At 25.8% G+C, this 18951-nt stretch carries 18 protein-coding genes; 11 read left to right on the plus strand and 7 right to left on the minus strand.

Features of this window, described 5'->3' with window-relative positions; all coding sequences use genetic code 11:
* Nucleotides 1-358 precede the first annotated feature (358 nt).
* The gene (locus tag BUA77_RS09220) at nt 359-676 is read right to left on the minus strand and encodes a tyrosine-type recombinase/integrase (protein WP_072889458.1); all 318 of its coding nucleotides are present in this window, start codon (nt 674-676) and stop codon (nt 359-361) included.
* Nucleotides 677-1071: 395 nt separating this feature from the next.
* Here BUA77_RS09220 and BUA77_RS09225 point away from each other — a divergent pair, with 395 nt between their 5' ends.
* From BUA77_RS09225 to BUA77_RS09250, 6 genes are all read left to right on the plus strand, one after another.
* Nucleotides 1072-3561 (plus strand): PAS domain S-box protein, encoded by a 2490-nt coding sequence (locus BUA77_RS09225; RefSeq protein WP_072889460.1) that lies wholly within the window; start codon nt 1072-1074, stop codon nt 3559-3561.
* On the plus strand, nt 3558-3950 hold the full coding sequence (locus BUA77_RS09230; protein ID WP_072889462.1) for a response regulator: 393 nt from the start codon (nt 3558-3560) through the stop codon (nt 3948-3950). The genes BUA77_RS09225 and BUA77_RS09230 overlap by 4 nt, the downstream gene beginning before the upstream one ends.
* Nucleotides 3940-5205, plus strand: coding sequence for an HD domain-containing phosphohydrolase (locus BUA77_RS09235; RefSeq protein ID WP_072889464.1), 1266 nt, complete (start codon nt 3940-3942; stop codon nt 5203-5205). The genes BUA77_RS09230 and BUA77_RS09235 overlap by 11 nt, the downstream gene beginning before the upstream one ends.
* A gap of 49 nt (nt 5206-5254) precedes the next feature.
* A complete protein-coding gene (locus tag BUA77_RS09240) occupies nt 5255-6157 on the plus strand; it encodes a patatin-like phospholipase family protein (RefSeq protein ID WP_072889466.1) in 903 nt (300 codons plus the stop codon).
* Between the two features lie 137 nt (nt 6158-6294).
* Nucleotides 6295-9162 carry an Eco57I restriction-modification methylase domain-containing protein gene (locus BUA77_RS09245; RefSeq protein ID WP_072889468.1) on the plus strand — a complete coding sequence of 956 codons (2868 nt, stop codon included), beginning with the start codon at nt 6295-6297 and terminating at the stop codon, nt 9160-9162.
* Nucleotides 9163-9212: 50 nt separating this feature from the next.
* Entirely contained in the window at nt 9213-9560 is a 348-nt protein-coding gene (locus tag BUA77_RS09250) for a hypothetical protein (protein WP_072889470.1), read from the plus strand.
* A gap of 32 nt (nt 9561-9592) precedes the next feature.
* Here BUA77_RS09250 and BUA77_RS09255 read toward each other — a convergent pair whose 3' ends face one another.
* Both BUA77_RS09255 and BUA77_RS09260 read right to left on the minus strand, forming a co-directional pair.
* Nucleotides 9593-10531, minus strand: a complete 939-nt coding sequence (locus BUA77_RS09255; RefSeq protein WP_072889472.1) for a DUF362 domain-containing protein — start codon at nt 10529-10531, stop codon at nt 9593-9595.
* 273 nt (nt 10532-10804) lie between these two features.
* A complete protein-coding gene (locus BUA77_RS09260; protein ID WP_072889474.1) occupies nt 10805-11197 on the minus strand; it encodes a winged helix-turn-helix transcriptional regulator in 393 nt (130 codons plus the stop codon).
* Nucleotides 11198-11369: 172 nt separating this feature from the next.
* On the opposite strand from BUA77_RS09260, the gene BUA77_RS09265 reads away from it, so the two are divergent.
* Complete coding sequence (locus BUA77_RS09265; RefSeq protein ID WP_072889476.1) at nt 11370-12089, plus strand: SDR family oxidoreductase; 720 nt, start codon at nt 11370-11372, stop codon at nt 12087-12089.
* A 216-nt stretch (nt 12090-12305) separates the two neighbouring features.
* Here BUA77_RS09265 and BUA77_RS09270 read toward each other — a convergent pair whose 3' ends face one another.
* The 4 genes from BUA77_RS09270 to BUA77_RS13385 all read right to left on the minus strand — a co-directional run bounded on the left by BUA77_RS09270 (nt 12306) and on the right by BUA77_RS13385 (nt 15183).
* The gene (locus BUA77_RS09270; RefSeq protein ID WP_072889478.1) at nt 12306-12842 is read right to left on the minus strand and encodes a peroxiredoxin; all 537 of its coding nucleotides are present in this window, start codon (nt 12840-12842) and stop codon (nt 12306-12308) included.
* 266 nt (nt 12843-13108) lie between these two features.
* Nucleotides 13109-14548 carry an IS200/IS605 family accessory protein TnpB-related protein gene (locus BUA77_RS09275; protein WP_072889480.1) on the minus strand — a complete coding sequence of 480 codons (1440 nt, stop codon included), beginning with the start codon at nt 14546-14548 and terminating at the stop codon, nt 13109-13111.
* Nucleotides 14505-14888, minus strand: coding sequence for a recombinase family protein (locus tag BUA77_RS13380; protein WP_084605683.1), 384 nt, complete (start codon nt 14886-14888; stop codon nt 14505-14507). The genes BUA77_RS09275 and BUA77_RS13380 overlap by 44 nt, the downstream gene beginning before the upstream one ends.
* Nucleotides 14875-15183, minus strand: coding sequence for a MerR family DNA-binding transcriptional regulator (locus BUA77_RS13385; protein WP_084605685.1), 309 nt, complete (start codon nt 15181-15183; stop codon nt 14875-14877). Before BUA77_RS13385 ends, BUA77_RS13380 begins: the two co-directional genes overlap by 14 nt.
* Nucleotides 15184-15415: 232 nt before the next feature.
* Here BUA77_RS13385 and BUA77_RS14695 point away from each other — a divergent pair, with 232 nt between their 5' ends.
* The 4 genes from BUA77_RS14695 to BUA77_RS09295 all read left to right on the plus strand — a co-directional run bounded on the left by BUA77_RS14695 (nt 15416) and on the right by BUA77_RS09295 (nt 18619).
* A complete protein-coding gene (locus BUA77_RS14695; RefSeq protein WP_330390073.1) occupies nt 15416-15754 on the plus strand; it encodes a LysR family transcriptional regulator in 339 nt (112 codons plus the stop codon).
* Nucleotides 15708-16301, plus strand: a complete 594-nt coding sequence (locus BUA77_RS09285; protein ID WP_330390074.1) for a LysR substrate-binding domain-containing protein — start codon at nt 15708-15710, stop codon at nt 16299-16301. Before BUA77_RS14695 ends, BUA77_RS09285 begins: the two co-directional genes overlap by 47 nt.
* Before the next feature lie 92 nt (nt 16302-16393).
* Nucleotides 16394-17371, plus strand: coding sequence for a YeiH family protein (locus tag BUA77_RS09290; RefSeq protein WP_072889483.1), 978 nt, complete (start codon nt 16394-16396; stop codon nt 17369-17371).
* Between the two features lie 90 nt (nt 17372-17461).
* Complete coding sequence (locus tag BUA77_RS09295) at nt 17462-18619, plus strand: aminotransferase class V-fold PLP-dependent enzyme (RefSeq protein ID WP_072889485.1); 1158 nt, start codon at nt 17462-17464, stop codon at nt 18617-18619.
* The last annotated feature ends 332 nt before the right edge of the window (nt 18620-18951 follow it).

Below are 18951 nucleotides of genomic sequence, written 5' to 3' on the forward strand. Positions count from 1 at the left end.
TCTTTTATGAAAGATCATTTAACTTCTTTTGAATTATTAATATCAGCTTTTAAAAGTATACATAAAAATGGGCGAAAATCACACCGTAAAGGTAAAAAAACCTTTTTTGATATCCTTGGAGTCTGCTATAACAACCAAGAAAAAAAGTGTAATATCGCCGCATAAACCAATTTAATTATAATATAAATTAAGCCTCATGTCTTCAAAAAAATTATGTTTTTCATGAGTTTTTTTGATATGCAAAAATTTAAACATTATTTGTAAATAAATTTAAATATTGAGATATATTTACAGGAATAAAATTGATTTATTATAAATTATATTAAACATCACTTATTGAAAATCCTTAGCTTGATGGCTATGGGGTAGTAATAGGATTCATAGGATTTTTATCAATATATTCTTGAGACAATACGAATTTAAAAAAAGATCTTAGACTGTTTATGCGGCGACAAAGGGTAGTTGAAGTGTATTTTTTTACAGAGTTCATATAATATATATACTTCCTTATAATAGGAGTTCTCATATTACTTAAATTAGGTTCAATCTTATTTATTGCAAGAAAGTCAAGTGAAATATTGAAGTCTCTTTTATAAGCCTCGATTGTTAATTTGCTTGCATCTTTTTCTGATTTCATGTACTCAAGAAATTCCGAATATAGGTCTTCAAGATACATAAATTTTACCTCCTTTGTATGTGAATTTGTAGCACAGAACTCTGGTACTGTACACTAGTGCCTAAAAATGAAAATAATAAAAAGTCATAAAACCTTGAAATAACAAGGATTACATGACTTGAAAACCTTAGGAAAAACTATAATACAGAACTCGGCTTATAGACTTGCTCGTTATAACAATGATAAACACTAGCTTAAAGGCTGGTGTTTTTTTGTATGTATAAAAAATAAAAAACTGAGTTTGTTTTAAGAATCAAAAGGAATTTCATGAAAAAAATATAAAATACATAAAAATATAATAGTGGAAAAATGTAAAAATTTTAGAAATATTTCCGATATATATATATATTTTTTTTAACATAAAAAAACCTTATTTAGGAGGTGTAATAAAAATTATGACAAGATTTCAAGAAGAAAAAAATCTTTATAAGTCTATAATAGAAAAACTTCCGGAGGTGATTTATTCTACAGATAAAAATTTTAATATTATATATATAAATTCATATATTGAAAAAATAACAGGATATTCAAAAGCTAATTTTTTAGATAATTCATCTTTATGGACTCGAATGATTTATGAAAGAGATGTATATATTTTAGATGAAATGATTGAAAAAGCTAAAAAAGGACATGATTATATACTAAAATACAGAATAATAACAAAGGAACAAGAAATTTTATGGGTACAAAATTTTATTTTTCCAACACTAAATGAAAATGGAGAGTTAATTAGAGTTGATGGAAGGATGCTTAATATAACAGATAAAAAATTAATAGATGGTATACTTATACAAAAAGATGACTTTATAAATAAAATTTTAAATTCTGTACCAAATCCTATATTTGTTAAAGATAACAAATACAAATTTATAAATGTAAATGAGGCATTTTGCAATTTACTTGGGAAAACAGAAAAGGAAATATTAGGAAAAACGGATTATGATTTGTTTCCAAAAGAAGAGGCAAATAGATTTATAAAAATAGATGAATATGTATTTAATAATAATACAGTTGTTGAAAACGAAGGTACGATGACTGTAGCTAATGAAGTTAAATATGTTTTAACTAGAAAAAATAAACTTTTTAATGGATATAAAAATAGTTTAGTTGGAGTTATTACTGATATAACAGAGATAAAAAAAGTTCAAGAATCTCTTGCTTATAAAATAGAAATAGAAAGGCTTATTAGAAATGTATCTTCAATTCTTATAAATATGGAAAGTGATAATTTAAATAAAAGATTAAAACAAGTACTTGAAGAAATGGGAAGGTTTTTAAATATAGATAGAAGTTATATTTTTCTTATTTCAGAAGATAGAAAAAGTATAAACAATATTGATGAGTGGTGTAATGAAAAAGCAAAAAAATTTCAAAAAGAAAAATTTTCAAAAATAGATATAGAGCAAATTTCTTGGTGGATTAAAAAATTGAATAACTATGAAATAGTAAAATTAGATTCTATAGATGAAATTCCTAAAGACGCTATTTATGAAAAAAAAGTATTAAAGTCTAGAGGAGTTAAATCCAACTTATTAATTCCATTGTTTTTTTCAAATAAACTTATGGGGTTTATTGGATTTGATTTTATAGAAAAAGAGGAAGTTTGGAAGGAAAATGATATAATAATTTTAATGACTTTAAGTGAAATCATATCAAGAACTATAGAATATGAAAAAATAAAATATAGATTGGAGAAAAGTGAAAGTGATTTAACTCTTTTAGTTGAAAGAACAGATATAGGGTTTGTTGTAACTGATGAAAAAGGAACAATTATAAGATTAAATAGACCATATGCAAAGTTAGTCGGATATAAAAAAGAAAATGATATAATAGGGAAAAATGTATTAGATTGGATTGCTGATGAAAGTAAAGAAGATAGTATTAAACTTATAAATAAATTAAAAGAAAATAAAAGTGTAAATGATTGCAAAATTATATATAGAAAAATAAATGGAGAAAAAGTAAACTTACTTATTAGTGCAGTAATGAAAAAGATTGGAGATAAAATAAGGATTACAGCTTTATGTAAAGATGAAACAGAAAGAACTAAATTAGAAGAAGAAAGAATTAAGCTTTTACGAAAATCTAGACTTTTAAACCACGAGTTAGAGGTTAAGGTTAAACAAAGAACTAAAGAATTACAAGATGCATTAATTATTGCAAATGAGGCAAGTAGAGCAAAAAGCGAGTTTTTAGCAAGTATGTCTCATGAGCTTAGAACCCCTATGAATTCTATAATAGGATTTTCTGAAATATTAAAGGAACAGTATTTTGGAACTTTAAATGAAAAACAACTTGAATATGTAAATGATATACTTGAAAGTGGAAAACATTTACTGTCGCTTATAAATGATGTTTTAGATCTAACTAAAATTGAGTCAGGAAAAACAGAATTAAGTATAAAAAAAGAAAATATAAAATCTATAATCGAAAGTACATTAGTAATGGTCAAAGAAAAGACTATAAATCATGGCATTACAATGAATTATACTGTTGAGGATGATATAGAAAATTTATATATTATGACAGATAATAGGAAAATAAAACAAATAATGTATAATTTACTTTCAAATGCTACGAAATTTACTCCTGATGGTGGAAGCATTGATGTTAAAGTAAAAAAAGATAAAGAAAATGTAATAATATCAGTGAAAGATAGTGGAATAGGTATAGATAAGAAATATTATTCAAAAATATTCAATAAATTTTTCCAAATTGAAGGAGGCATAACTGGCAAAACTCCAGGAACAGGACTTGGATTATCTCTTACTAAAAAGTTAGTTGATATGCTTAGAGGAACTATAAGAGTAGAAAGTGAAGGAAAAGGAAAGGGAAGTGAGTTTATTTTTACTATTCCTATAAAATTTGAAGGTGAGGAAAAATGAAAAAGATTATATTGGTAGTAGAAAATGAACTTAAAAATTTAAAACTTGTCAAAGATTTACTTCATTTTTTTAAATATGATACTATAGAAGCTTATAATGGAAAAGAAGCTATTGAAATTGTAAATAAAAAATTTGAAAGTATAGATTTAATATTAATGGATATTCAAATGCCAATAATGGATGGATTAACTGCAACTAGAATACTTAAAAAAAATAAAAATACAAAAGATATACCCATAATAGCATTAACAGCTTTTGCTATGAAAGAAGATGAAGAAAAGGCTATTAAAGCTGGTTGTGATGGCTATATAACAAAACCTATTAATATATTAGAGTTTAAAAAAATTATAAGTTTATACTTGGAAAGGAAGGAGACATTTGGAGGATAATAAAAAAACTATTTTGGTAATAGATGATGAAGAAGTGAATCTTAAGCTTATAGAAGCTATGTTGATTCCAATGGGATATAAAGTGATTTTATATAAAAGTGCTAAAATAGCTATTCAGGATATAAATTCTATAAATCCAGATGTAATACTTTTGGATATAATGATGCCAGTAATGAATGGATTTGAATTTTTAAAAAAAATAAAGTTTATTCCAGAAATGAGAAATGTTCCTGTTGTAATGGTAACTGCATTAAATGATGTAAAAAGTAGAGTAATATCATTAGAATTAGGAGCAGATGATTTTCTTTCAAAACCAATAGACAAAATAGAATTAAGAGCTAGAGTTAAGTCTTTAGTTAAGGTAAAAGAACATTATGATTATATAAAAAATCATAATAAAATTTTAGAGCAAGAAGTTAGAAAAAAAACTTTAGAAATAAGTGAGTCTTACAGAAAGTTAGTTGCTGTAAATAAAGAATTAAAAAATAGCCTTCAAAACATTGTACTTATGGGATTTGATTTAATGTCAATATATGATGAGAGTTTAGCAGGACACTGTAAGAGAGTAGCGGTTTATGCTTCTATGATTACAGAAAAAATGAATATAAAAAAAGAATTAAAACAAGTTATAAAGATTGCTGCACTTTTACATGATATTGGATTAATAGGAATGCCTAAAAATAAAAGAATTGAAATAGAAAAAAATGAAAATGTAAATGAAAATGTAAATGAAGAGTTATTACAAATTTACAAAAACCATCCACTGGCTCCAATAAGGGCTTTTCAAGAAACTGAAAAATATAGGGAAGTTATAGATATTATACAAGATCATCACGAAAACATAGATGGAACTGGATTTCCAAAAGGAAAATTAGGGAATGAAATTCATACAGGTGCTAAAATAATAGCGTTAGCCGATTACTATGACTTGCAGAGATATAAAACTAAAAAACTAAAATCAGAAGAGCTTTTGGAATATATTGAATTAAAAGTTAATACATGGTTTGACAAAGAAATTTTTGAAATTTTTAGAGGAATTATATTAAAAGAAGATCCTTTTTCGGGAATTGTAAAGGTATATATAGAAAATTTAAAAGAAGGAATGACTATTGCAGAACCTATCGTATCTATTGATACAGGAGTTATTCTTTTAGGTCCTGAGATTACTTTAGATAAAGAAAAATTAGATAAGATAAAAGAGTATTCTTCAAGATTTGAAATTAAAAACCCTATTAAAGTTTATAAGCATAGTTAATATTAAAAAATATGTATCAAGATTATTGTTTTACTGTGGGAGGATAATTATGAAAAAGTATAGAATTATGACATTTGATGGAGGGGGAATTAGAGGGGCTTTAAGTGCTACTTTGTTAAAAAAATTAGATGAACGATGCCCTAAATTAATTGAAAATACGGATCTTTTTGCGGGTACATCTACAGGTTCTTTTATTGCTTTAGGTCTTGCCTATGGATTATCACCTAAAGAACTTATAAGTTTGTATTCTGTTAGAAATTGTAGATTTATTTTTAATCCCAAATATCCGGAATTATTTAGACCTAAATATAATAATAAAAATCTAAAAAAAGTACTATCAAAAGTATTTCCCCAAAATCTTAAATTAAAGGATTTAAAGCACAAGGTATTAATCTCATCATTTAGGCTAATTGGAGAAAAAGATGGAAGTTGGGGACCGAAATTTTATAGTAATTATGAAGGTTCTGATACATCTAATGCTTATGTAATAGACGTAGCTATGTGTAGTAGTGCAGCACCTATATATTTTCCTTCTTATAAAAAACATATTGATGGAGGGGTTATAGCCAATAACCCAAGTCTTGCAGCAATTTCTATTGCTAGAGATACAAAAGGAGGAAATCAGAAGCTAGATAATATTTGTTTATTGTCTATTGGAACAGGTTTTAATTCAGAAAAAATAAAAACAGATACTAGTAAATGGGGAGCATTTGAATGGACATTATATCTAGAACCTTCGTATCCGCTACTGAGTATACTTTTAGATGGAAACATGGAAACAGATACTTATTACAGTTATCAACTTTTAGGAAATCGATATTTTAGATTAAACCCTAAAATTACACACTCTATTAGCCTTGATGATTATAATAAAATCCCATACCTTATTTATTTATCTGAAAAATTTAACCTTAATAATACAATTAATTGGATTGAGAATAATTGGTTTTAGTATGGTTATAATTAAAAATAAAAGTACTGGCTTTTTATAGGCCTGGTACTTTTATTTTGTTTTTTAAATATTTTTAATTTAAAAATTATATAGTATAATTTTTAAGTAGTCATAAAGCATATAGTGGGGAGTTATTTATGAAAAATAAAATTTTATCTAAAAAAGAAAAATTAGTATTTGAAATAAAAAAATTACATAAAAGATTAACAGATTTATATAAGGAAATTTTTGATATTAAATATGAAAATGAAGAAGATTTTAAAAAATTTATAGATAATCAATATAAAGAGGGTGGTATAAATATATATTCCTATAAGCAAGCATATATATTTATAAACAAAACAATAATTCTTAGAATATTTGAAAATAAAGGAGTTTTATTTGATGAAAAAGAATATATAAATAGAATTGAATCGTTTTTATATTTTATTAAAAATTATACATTAGAACAATTACTAAACTTCTGCTTTCAACAAAATGAAATAAGTAAAAAGTTTAATATATATAAAGAAGAATTTGAACTTAATGAGATAAAAAATAAAAAAAATTATGCAGAGTTTATTAATATTATTCAAGAACTAGTAGATAAAATAGATTTTTTAATTTTAAGTAGTGACAATATATTAGGGGATATATATGAAAAATTTATGGATGAAGAAACTCGAAAATCATTAGGTCAAGTTTATACTCCAGATTTTATTATAGAATATATAATAGGCAAAACTATTGAAAAAGAGAACATAATAGAGAATCCTTTTATAAAAGTTTTAGATCCAGCCTGTGGAAGTGGACATTTCCTCATAAAAGCTTATGATATATTAAGGAAGAAATTTGAAGATAACTTAGATGTTTTAAATAAAAAATATAATGATTATGAATACGAAATAAAGAAGAATAATGTTTTTATAAAGTTAAAGGGTAAGGATTATTGGAAAAAAGAAAATATTCATTATCATTTATTGAAGCATTGCATTTATGGATGTGATATAGATAGCTTTGGAATAGGGCTTACTGTTATAAATTTGATTTTTAAGGATATTAATAATTTTACAGATGAAATAAATATTATTAATTGTGATAGCTTAGTAAAATGGGAAAATAAACCTGATTACAGTATGTTCTTTAGGTTTTGGTCAGATAAATATGATTATGTAGTTGGAAATCCACCTTATGTAGGTCATAAGCAACTTGATAGTAAATACAAAAAGTGGTTACTAAAAGAGTATGGTGATGTTTTTAAAGATAAATCTGATTTATATTATTGTTTTTATAAAAGAATAATTGACGTACTTAAAGACAAGGGAAAAGCATGTATTATAACTCCTAGATATTTTATGGAAAGTCCAAGTGGAATAAACTTGAGATATTATTTAAAAAACAATTGCAAAATAACTGAAATAATTGATTTTTATGGACAAGAAATTTTTAAAGGAATAGGAGTTGCTAGTGCTATATTTACTTTTGAAAAAAAAGAGTGTGTCGATAATAAAGTAAAAATTTATAAACTAAAATATGATAATTATAGGTTTGATAAGAAGTGCAATCTTTATGAAAACTTACATCAAAGTGATTTTGAAAAGTTTAATTTAAATCAAAGTGATTTAAAAGATGAAAGATGGATTTTAATATCAGATAGAAAATATGAAATATATAAAAAAATAGAAAATAATATAAAATTTAAACTAGATGATATAGCACTAAGTTTTCAAGGAATAATAACTGGATGTGATAAAGCATTTGTATTAAGTAAAGAGGATATATATAAATATAATATAGAAAAAAATATATTAAAAAAGTGGATAAAAAATAAAAATGTAAATAAATATTTAGTTAGTAATAGTAATTTAATGCTTATATATTCTAATTTTATAGATGATAAATCAAAATATAAAAATAGTTTAAATTATATAAGTAAATTTAGAAATAGACTTGAAAATAGAAGAGAGTGTAAAAAAGGAATAAGGAAATGGTATGAGCTTCAATGGGGAAGAGATAATAATCTTTTTGAGAATCCTAAAATAATGTATCCTTATAAATCCTCAAGTAATAAGTTTGCTATTGATAAAAAAGGATATTTTTGCAGTGCAGATGTATACTCTTTTTGTATAAAAGAAAAATTTAAAAATATATTTACTTTAGAATACTTAGTTGGAATATTAAATTCTAAGATATATGAATTTTATTTTAAGATGTTTGCAAAAAAAATGGGTGAAGGAATATATGATTACTATCCTAATTCTATAATGGACTTAAGAATAGTAAAATCTTTGGATTATGAAAAAATAGAATCAAATAGTAAAAAAATATTAAATCTTTGTGAAGAAATAAATAAAATAGAAAAGGAAAGTATTTTAAATGAAAAAAATCTTATAATTAGTTTTTACGAAAAAAAAATCAATATATTAAATACAAAAAAAGATATATATGAATTAGAAAGACAAATAGATAAATTATTATCAAAATCTTTTAATCTTACTGATTCAGATATAGATTTTATATACGAGGATTTAAATGTTAATAAATTAGATGAATTAGAAAAAAGTCTTACAAAAGATATATTTTTAGATATACATATTAAAAAAAATAACTCTATTGAATATATTGCAAATCTATATAAATGTGATGAGTTGTATATAGAAATTTTAAGGGAAAAATATGCTAGAAAATATAGTGAAGACAAGCCATGGCTATTTTACAATTTATCTGAATTATATGATGAAATATATGTGTTTATAAAAAATGAAGTAATAAAAATACTTAAAGAAAATAAAAAAATTATGAATATAGAAGAAATTATAGATATATTAAATAAAAAACATAAAAACTTTGAAAATATTATATCTACTATGAAAAATAAATCTAATAAAAATAATTTAAAATTATTAAAAAAAGTTCTAAATAAGTATTCTAACAAATATGAATCTAAAAAATATCAAAAAGAATTAATAAGATATGATAAGGATCATTATGGACTTGCTGTATGGGAAAATAATAGTAAACTATAAACTTTTGCTTCATAAATATATAAAGAAGATAAATATGAGGAGGAGTTTATATGTTAAAAATAAAGATTAATGAAGAAGAAAATATATTCTTAATAGATATAGGTGGATTTATTACTAAGGATAATATAGATAGATTCTTAAAGGAATACAAAGATAGTATAAAAAAAATTAAACCGTCTAAATATAAATTAATAATAAATCCAAAAGAATTTAAAACAGATGAAAATAACATACTTAAAGCTTCTTTTAGAAAATTTTTAAAAACGGGATTTAAGAAAATACTTATAGTAGATACTTTAGGTTTGATAGATAGTATTAGATTAAATAAATTAGAAAAAAAATTTTTCTTTAGTAGAGTAAAAATAGTAAATTCTATTGAAGAGGCATTAGAAAGTTAATTTTTTAAGTTGTGCAATTTTTATTGCACAACTTATTTTTGTGTATTTCCATGAATATCTTTTATTTTTCCTTTATCAATAATTATTTCTGAACCGTATGCTGCTCTAGTAAATATTTTTTCAGCTTCTTCAAGAAGCATTCCTTCTATTTTCATATTTTCAGGTTTTGCTTCGCCCACACCTTCATTATATAATCTGTACAAATATTGTACAGCTTGAGGTAAAAAACCAAGCATTCTAGCACCTATAGTGTCACATGCAACAGGATCAGTTCCAGCAATTATTATTCCTTTTGTATCTACAGCTTTTCCATCGCTAGGACCGCTTCCTATCATAGCTTTATCAGCACTTATTATAGTTAAATCTATTGGTATTTTTTTTGCCATGGCAACAATAAATCCATGTAAGTCATCATGAATACCTAAATTTTTCTTAGGAAACCCATGGATTTCTCCAGGAGGCCAACCTAAAGCTATATTTTTAATCCCGGCACTCATTGTAGCTTCTTCGTGATGTTTAAGTTGTGTAAAAGAAATTAAAACATCCATTTCATCTATTAATTTATTTATTTTTGTACTAGGTATAATATTATGATCGAGTTTTATTGTAGTATATGGGCCGTAATTTAAATCTACAAATTCTACATTTTCTTCTTGAATTATTTTATCATAGCCTACATATTTCATTACATCGGGGGTTTGATTTCCTCCAGAACCTGTTGCTATGTATATTTTAGAAGGATTTTTATTTTTTATATACCTTATTAATGATTGCAAAGTATTAGGACCTACAACTGTTGCACTAGATGGATATTGGGATTTAACCCAATTTGGAGTAATAACTACTTTATCTCCAGTTTTTATAATATTATTGATAGGTAGTAGATCCAAAGCATATCTTAAAGAATCAATTTCGCTTTGGGCTTGAGTTATAGCAACTATAGACTCAGGTACTCTTCTAATAGATTTCATAGATTTTACCTCCTTAGTTTTATAGTTATATTATTATTTAATAATTAAGAAAGTATACTAAATACTATATAAATGGGAAAAATAAGAAAGAATAGTAAATATTAAAATTAGAAGTGAAGTAATTGGATAATGTAAAAAATAGAGTAGTGTTTACAGGGAATCAAGCAATAGCTAGAGGATTTTATAATTTTAGATAAAAAGACTACTGCTATGATAGGTGGTCAGCTAAATGCAAGTTCTAATAACGAAAAGGATGTTCATTTTTAAATTATATTATTTTTCACAAAATTTTTTCTTTTTCTTTCCGTCACAGAGGTTTGTTATAAGTTCATACTCAAGATTAGTGTTTTGCTGAGCCCAATCACACATCATTTCTAGTATTGGAAGTAAAGTTTTGCCCTTTTCGGTTATTGAATATTCAACCTTTGGAGGAACTACAGGATATGTTTTTCTTTTTATGAGTTCATCTTTTTCAAGTTCTCTTAACTGATTAGTCAAAGTTTTATGAGTTATTTTGGGAATTAATTTTCTTATTTCTCCAAATCTAAGAGTTCCTATTGTTCCAAGAAACCATATTATCAATGGTTTCCACTTACCACCTATAACAGTTAATGTAAGTTCAATTTCACAACTCACTTTTTTAATAGATTCTTTTTTTTCATTCATTCTATCAACTCCTACACAATAATTTTTTTATCAATAATAATACCTATATATAGTATCACAGAGGATACTATATATCAATAAAGTGCATACTTCACACTTTATTGATAAGATACTATACTTAGAATACGTGCTAGATATTAAGAAATATATAATATAAGGAGTGATAGAAAGTATGAAAAAATTAGTAGTTATAACAGGTGCAAGTTCAGGAATAGGGAGAGCAACTGCAATAAAGCTTTCAAGTGAAGGGCACCCACTTTTATTATTGGCTAGAAGGAAAGAAAAACTAGAAGAGTTAAATCTACCAAATACAATCTGTAAGAGTCTAGATGTGACTGATATAGAAACTTTTAAAGTGGCTGTAGATGAAGCAGAAGAAAAGTATGGAAAAGTAGATTGTTTAGTAAATAATGCAGGTATTATGTTGCTTGGAGAGGCAAGTAATCAAGATCCTAATGAGTGGAAAAAAATGCTGGATGTAAATGTTATGGGAGTACTAAATGGGATACACGTTGTATTAGATGATATGATAAGTAGAAATGAAGGAACTATAATAAATATAAGTTCTATAGCTGGAAGAAAGACATTTCCAAACCATGCCGCTTATTGTGGAACTAAATTTGCAGTACATGCAATAACAGAAAATATAAGAGAAGAGGTTGCGAACCATAATGTAAGAATTATAGTAATAGCTCCAGGAGTAGTTGAAACAAATCTTTTAAGTCATACAACTTCAGATGATATAAAAGATAGTTATACTGATTGGAAAGAATCTATTGGTGGAGGACTTCAAGCAGAAAACATAGCAAATGTTATTAGTTTTGCTTATTCACAGCCTCAAAATGTATGCATAAGAGAAATAGTAATTGCCAAAACTAGACAAGATTCTTAAAAATAGAGAGGCGGATAGTCTATAGATGAGCTTTTGTCAGCGTTTAAAACAAGGTATTCTCTAAGTAAAAAAGGGGTGTTTTTATGATAATGCCGTAGCATAGGTCACTATTTTATCATGCCAAAAAACAAAAAACATTAAAATTTCATTATAAATAATGACGAAATTTTAATGTTTTTCTTTAGTTTAAAGAGAAAAGGAACTACCTTTTTAATATTATAAAAGCTCATCTCCTGGATTCCAATCGGCTGGGCAAAGTCCTCCTGCTTGTAGCCCTTGAAGCACTCTTAATGTTTCATCTGCACTTCTACCTATATTTAAGTTGTGAACTACAGAGTATCTTAATATTCCTTCTGGATCTATAATAAATAGACCTCTTAGGGCAATGCCTTCTTCTTCTATATATACTCCATAATCTTTAGACACTTTATGAGTGTTGTCAGATGCAATTGGGAAATTTAATTTTCCAAGACCTCCCATTTCTTTAGGAGAGTTAATCCAAGCTTTATGTGAATAAACACTGTCTGTACTTACAGCTAAGAGTTCAGCATTAAATTTTTTAAATATGTCATACTTACTATTCATTGAAGTAATTTCAGTTGGGCAAACGAAAGTAAAATCAAGTGGATAAAAGAACATAACCACCCATTTACCTTTATAACTATTTAAAGAAACTTCTCCAAATGTTTCACCATCTCCTAAAACTGCCTGCATTTTGAAATCTGGAGCTTTTTTTCCTACCATTCTTTCCATAATATTTGACCTGATTTCTAAAATCGTAACAAATAGTAACATTAACTATTTATACAATTTTTCACCTTACTGGACTAATAAGATGGTGGTATCACAGGATTCAACCACTAGGATAGCATTGCTAAATCTCGTCTTGCCACTATTGTTCAATTGTCCCAATAGAGTCCTACAAGATTATGGGAGTTACCCATTCCTCAAAATATTTTAATCACCTAAGCCTTTCCTACTAGGTGTACTTAGGTAATACATCTATTTTAAAGTTATAACTAACTTGCTATTCCTAATAATTTTTTCCTGTTAATTAACCACAAATCAGGTTTTACACCTACCTTTCTTTTTATATTTTTATTTATTACAGTCCATTTTTTCCATTCATTATATTTATTAAATTTTTCTTTATCGTCAATAAACTTATCAACTAATATTTTGGGGACTCTTTCTTTAAATCCATAGCTCCTTCTTGCTATGACCATTCCTGCACCATTATGAACTACTATTCCATATTGATGACAGTATTTATACAAACCTATCTTACTTGTAAATTGTGGCTTAACCTTGATTATCTCAATACCTTCACGTATACATGCTGATTCAAGCATTTTGAGCAATTTGCTATAAATGAATTGATGTTTAATTCTAGCAAATTTACTATTTACATCTTTATCATTTTTGAATTTCAAATCTTCAATAGCAATACCACATCCATAAGTTTTTGCAAGCAATATCACTTGTTTAGCAAGTTCACCACATAAATTTTCACGTCTATTACTTCGTGCATACTGCAATTCTCCTTGTTTCAAATAAGTATGCCATTTATAATTACCCTTATTATCAATCATGGTTAAAGCAAAGCCGTGCGGATTAGTATCAATCCCTATAATTCCGTTATGTCCTGTATATAAAGTTTCTATTATAGGTAATTCAAAAGTAATATGAGCATAATATTTACCATTTCTTTTTATTAACTCAACTTGATAGGCTTCACCGCTTTGCAAGTGATTTAAGAACATTTCTCTATAATTATTACCATTAATCTTACCTGTTTTTTTAGATAACTTTTCTGGTAAGTATATTGGTACTTGTATCTTTATTGCTCTATTTGATTTTGTCTTTTCTAAAGTTGATATTTCTAGATAACTCATTCCATTTTTAATGATTACTCTTAAATTTGGATTGCCTTTTTTAGTTTTATCACCCCTAGAATAGAACCTGTTATTTCTACAATTTTTCCATTCTTCATTTGTAATCAAGCCTTTACACCTTCTAATAAACATTTTTTTAGTACCAAATGTAACAGGTGGAATAGTTTTATTATCAATATGTTTTTGAAAATAGGCTAATCTTCTTTTTCTTTTATCGAGCTTACTTTTTAAAGCATTTCTTTTCCTTTGAGATAATTTATCATTTTTTAATTGTTTTTCAATAACCTTAACTTTCTTTTTATAATTATCTTTATTTTCTTTGAGCAATTCTCTTTGAGAAATTATTGTCTGTCTTGCACTTTCAACAGCATCTTTAGCTTGACGTATATTTAAATTATATTTATGAGCTACTATTTTTTCTAATTCATCTTTTTTAATATTACCTTCTATCAACCTATTAAATGAATATCTTATTGCAGTGCAAAATACTAACATCATATTATCAATTATTGATTTCTGTTTATCGTTTAGATTTATCAATATTGCTCTCATTGTTATTTTCATTAATATTTTGCACCTGCCTTTCTTTCTCTAATTCATTAATAGTTTTCTTTAATTTTCTTCCACCTCTTGCTCCATATAATCTAGCACTAAAACAAGTAATTATACTTACTAAATCATTAACCATTTCTTCATTTGGTTCTAACTTCTTATTTTGCTCAACTGATTCAATATTTACATTCAATGACTTAGCAAATTCTTTAAGATAATTGTATCCCAATCCAGCTAATCTATCAGGATATTCTACTATTATTGTATTTACTTCATTCAATCTTCTAAACATTTTTATTAATTGTCTACGTTTATCATTCAATCCACTTGCAACTTCTTCAAATAAATATATGTACTACATTGTATTGTCTTTCATTACAGTAATCTATTAATCTTTGTTTTTGTCTTTCTAAATTACCACTTTGTTGTTGTTTCTTTGTTGAAACTCTGCAATATATAAAAACATTTCTTTCTGTATTTTGATTTTCAATTTCTAATAATTTTTCTATATCTGATAATCTATATCTTCTATGTCCGCCTAAAGTTCTATGAGCTTTAAGTTTCCCTTCATTATCCCATATCTTTAGTGTTTTTATTGTTACTCCTAATAATCTACTAGCCTCTGATATACTTATTAACTCATTCATGTTTTCTCACCTTTTATAATAAGCATATCATTTTTAGAATTATATATAGATGCTATTTGTTATGAAATATTACGATTTGTTATGTTTTTTTACAACTGCTGTTATCTCCTATATATAAATTGAATTTTTATTTTAATCTATATTTGTTATATTCCTTCTATTTTATAAATTTAAACATAAAAATTTATGTTAATATTAAACATATATAATTTGTGGAAGGAGGGAAAATAATTTGATAGATACAAGAATTATTACATTTATAACAGTAGCAAAAACTAGAAATTTTACTAAAGCAGGACAAATACTAAATCTAACACAACCAGCTGTATCTCAACAAATTAAGTTTTTAGAGGAATACTATGGGGTTGATTTAATAAAAAAAGTAGGTAAACAAATATATTTAACTGAAGAAGGAGAAGTTTTACTTAAGTATTCTAAAGAACTACAATCTTTATCAAGAAATATAGAATCAAAATTAAAAAATAAAGCTAGTATATTAAAAAAATATAATGTAGGGAGCAACTATGACAGTAGGAGAACACGTACTTCCATATGTATTAGGAGAATATAAAAATACATATAGAAATATAGATATTAGACTAAGTGTAAATAATACAAAAGTTATTACTGAAAAACTTTTGAATAGAGAAATTGATTTAGCTTTAATAGAAGGATGCTTTGATAAAAGTAAATTTAATTATAAAAAATTAAAAGATGATGAATTAGTTTTAGCAGTTTCTAGTAAGAATAGATTTTCAAAAAATAAAGAAGTAAGCTTAGATGAAATATTAAATGGGAATTTAATATTAAGAGAAAAAGGATCTGGAACTAGAGAAATATTTGAAAATAAACTAGTTGAATTGGGATATAGCTTAGAAAAAATTAATGTTTATATGGAAATAGGAAGTATAAATGCAATTAAATCTCTTGTGGAATCTAATTTAGGTTATACGGTAATTTCTAAAGAGGCGATAAAAAGAGAAGTAAATCTTGGGGTTATAAATATAGTGCCTATAAAAGATGTAAGAATTATAAGAGAGTTTAATTTTGTATATTTGAATGATGGATTTATAGATTTTATAGATGATTTTATTAATTTCTGTTATACACACAAATAATAAGTATAAATTTTTGTTATGATTTTATAACAAATCATAATTTTTATTTATACATATCCTCTGGTATAATTTGTTATAAAGGGGTGATATATATGGATAATATTAAAAGATTATTTCCGGGTCTTATATTTGTTTATTTTATTTCTATAGTTTCTATATTTATAAATGATTTTATAAAAAATATTATAAATTTAGAGGCTTTAACTATAGGAATTATAATAGGGATTTTATATAATAATTTATTTGAAACAAAAGATATACTTAAGCCTGGAATAAAATTTTCTTTAAAAACATTATTAAAGCTAGGTATTGTTTTATTAGGATTTAAGCTGAATTTTAAATCATTACTAAATCTTGGGCCTAAGGTTCTTTTAATGATAATCGTGTTTGTTCCAAGTGTTTTATTATGCTCTTATTTATTAGGTAAACTATTAAAAATAAATAATAAGATTCCTATTTTAATTGGGGTTGGATCTAGTATATGTGGAGCTTCTGCTGTTGTTGCCATGGCTCCCTGTATAAATGCAAGTGAGGATGATTCTGTGGTTGCAGTATCTATTATAAATTTTTTAGGAGCTATAGGTGTTTTGGTATATTCAGCTATTGCTATGACTTTAGATATGAGTTATATACAGTATGGTACATGGTCAGGTATTTCACTTCAGGGAGTAGCCCATGCTATTGCAGCAGCTTTTGCTAGAGGAAGTGAAGCAGGAGAAATTGGAACTTTAGTAAAAATGGGTAGAGTTGTAATGTTAATTCCTGTAGCACTGGCTTTAAGTTATCTATTTAATAAAGAAAACAATAATTCTAAAGTGAAATTTCCAATGTATATACTTTATTTTATAATAGCTGGAGTAATAAGCTCATTAGGTATACTTCCAAAAGAAATCACACAAATATTAGCTAAACTAAGTTCGACTTTCATACTTATGGCCATGGTAGGCATGGGACTTTCTGTAGACTTAAAAAGTATAAAAGATAAAGGAGCGAAACCCCTTTTACTTGGATGTATTTTATTTACTACTATATCTATAACTACACATTTTATAGTAATGAAAATAATGTAAAATATATTTTGGATTGACAAAATATTGACAGTTTAATTCAATAAATGTAGCATAGATGATATAGAGATAAATTTAAAAGGGGGATTATTTGTGGGAATATATTTGGATAATGCAGCAACTTCATTTCCAAAGCCAGAAAATGTATTAAGAGCAGTTTATGATTTTATAAAAGATGAAGGGGCTACTGCTGGTAGAGGTGCTTATGAAAAAGCATTAAATTCTGATAGATGCATTTATGAAACTAGAAAATTAATTTGTAATTTATTTAATCATAAAAATCCTAGCAGTGTTATATTTACATCTAATGTTACAGAAGCACTAAATACTGCAATAAGAGGTATTTTAAAAGAAAATGATCATGTAATTACAAGTTCCCTTGAGCATAATGCAGTGTGGAGATCCTTAAAAACTCTAGAAAGAGATAAAAACATATCTATTTCAACAATTCCTTGTACTAAAGAAGGATATACATGTCCTAGTAAAATTGAAAAATACATAAAAGAAAATACATCTCTTATAGTTTTCACTCATGCATCTAATGTATTAGGGACAATTCAGCCTATAAAAGAAATAGGAGCTATTGCTAGAAAATATAAAATTCCATTTTTAGTAGATGCAGCTCAAACAGCTGGAGCATATCCTATTGATATTCAAAATGACAATATAGATATATTAGCATTTACAGGTCATAAAAGCTTACTTGGACCTATGGGTACAGGTGGCTTTATTATAAATTGGGATGGTAATATAAAGCCTTTAAAGGCAGGAGGAACAGGAGGAGATTCATCCTTTGAATATCAGCCGGATTATCTTCCGAATAAATTTGAAACGGGAACACCTAATGTTCCAGGAATTGTAGGCCTTGGAGAAGGTATAAAATTTATAAATAAAGTAGGAATTGAAAATATAATAAAAAAAGAAAAAGAAATAATAGATTATGCATTAAAAAAATTAGAAGAAGTGGATGATATAGTTATTTATGGACCTAAAAATAGTGAAAAAATAGCAAATGTTATTTCGTTTAATATAGATGGGTTAGTATCAGAAGAAATAGCTTATGAGCTTGATCAAGAATATAATATTATGATTAGAGTAGGTCTTCACTGTGCCCCTACTGCTCATAGAGTGATAGGAACTGAAAAAATAGGAACCTTAAGAATTGGAATAGGTTATTTTAATGAAAAAAGTCATATAGATATGCTTGTCGGTGCGCTTAAAGATATTGCAAAAAAAGTGAGAGCATATTAATTTTAGGTAGTTGCAAAATAGAGTGAAAGGTTATCCACAGAAAAATTGAGTTGAAATTACTAAATAGAAAGAGTTATTAACAGTAATATTCAAAAAAAGACGCAGTTAAATAAAGGTTCAGTAAAACCTTTTTAAAAAGGATATAGAGTTTAAAAAAACTTAAGCAATTAAAGATTTAATAGCAAGAGGATTGTGGATATTGTTAGTCTTAAACATTAAAACAAACGCAACTAACTGAGAAATACAAGCCAGTAAAACATCAGCTTTTAAAGAAACAGTATTTCTAACTTTAGATGATTTGATTTGAATAAAGTTTTTTAGTTGAGAAATAG

The sequence above is a fragment of the Tepidibacter formicigenes DSM 15518 genome, assembly GCF_900142235.1.
GTDB lineage: Bacteria > Bacillota > Clostridia > Peptostreptococcales > Peptostreptococcaceae > Tepidibacter > Tepidibacter formicigenes.

Coding starts and splice junctions, on each gene's coding strand:
- BUA77_RS13385 (WP_084605685.1), bottom strand. CDS start 15,183: ATGAATGAGTTAATAAGTATATCAGAGGCTAGTAGATTATTAGGAGTA.
- BUA77_RS09225 (WP_072889460.1), top strand. CDS start 1,072: ATGACAAGATTTCAAGAAGAAAAAAATCTTTATAAGTCTATAATAGAA.
- BUA77_RS09275 (WP_072889480.1), bottom strand. CDS start 14,548: ATGAAAATAACAATGAGAGCAATATTGATAAATCTAAACGATAAACAG.
- BUA77_RS09270 (WP_072889478.1), bottom strand. CDS start 12,842: ATGGAAAGAATGGTAGGAAAAAAAGCTCCAGATTTCAAAATGCAGGCA.
- BUA77_RS09220 (WP_072889458.1), bottom strand. CDS start 676: ATGTATCTTGAAGACCTATATTCGGAATTTCTTGAGTACATGAAATCA.
- BUA77_RS09260 (WP_072889474.1), bottom strand. CDS start 11,197: ATGAATGAAAAAAAAGAATCTATTAAAAAAGTGAGTTGTGAAATTGAA.
- BUA77_RS09290 (WP_072889483.1), top strand. CDS start 16,394: ATGGATAATATTAAAAGATTATTTCCGGGTCTTATATTTGTTTATTTT.
- BUA77_RS09240 (WP_072889466.1), top strand. CDS start 5,255: ATGAAAAAGTATAGAATTATGACATTTGATGGAGGGGGAATTAGAGGG.
- BUA77_RS09255 (WP_072889472.1), bottom strand. CDS start 10,531: ATGAAATCTATTAGAAGAGTACCTGAGTCTATAGTTGCTATAACTCAA.
- BUA77_RS09285 (WP_330390074.1), top strand. CDS start 15,708: ATGACAGTAGGAGAACACGTACTTCCATATGTATTAGGAGAATATAAA.
- BUA77_RS09245 (WP_072889468.1), top strand. CDS start 6,295: ATGAAAAATAAAATTTTATCTAAAAAAGAAAAATTAGTATTTGAAATA.
- BUA77_RS09265 (WP_072889476.1), top strand. CDS start 11,370: ATGAAAAAATTAGTAGTTATAACAGGTGCAAGTTCAGGAATAGGGAGA.
- BUA77_RS09250 (WP_072889470.1), top strand. CDS start 9,213: ATGTTAAAAATAAAGATTAATGAAGAAGAAAATATATTCTTAATAGAT.
- BUA77_RS09230 (WP_072889462.1), top strand. CDS start 3,558: ATGAAAAAGATTATATTGGTAGTAGAAAATGAACTTAAAAATTTAAAA.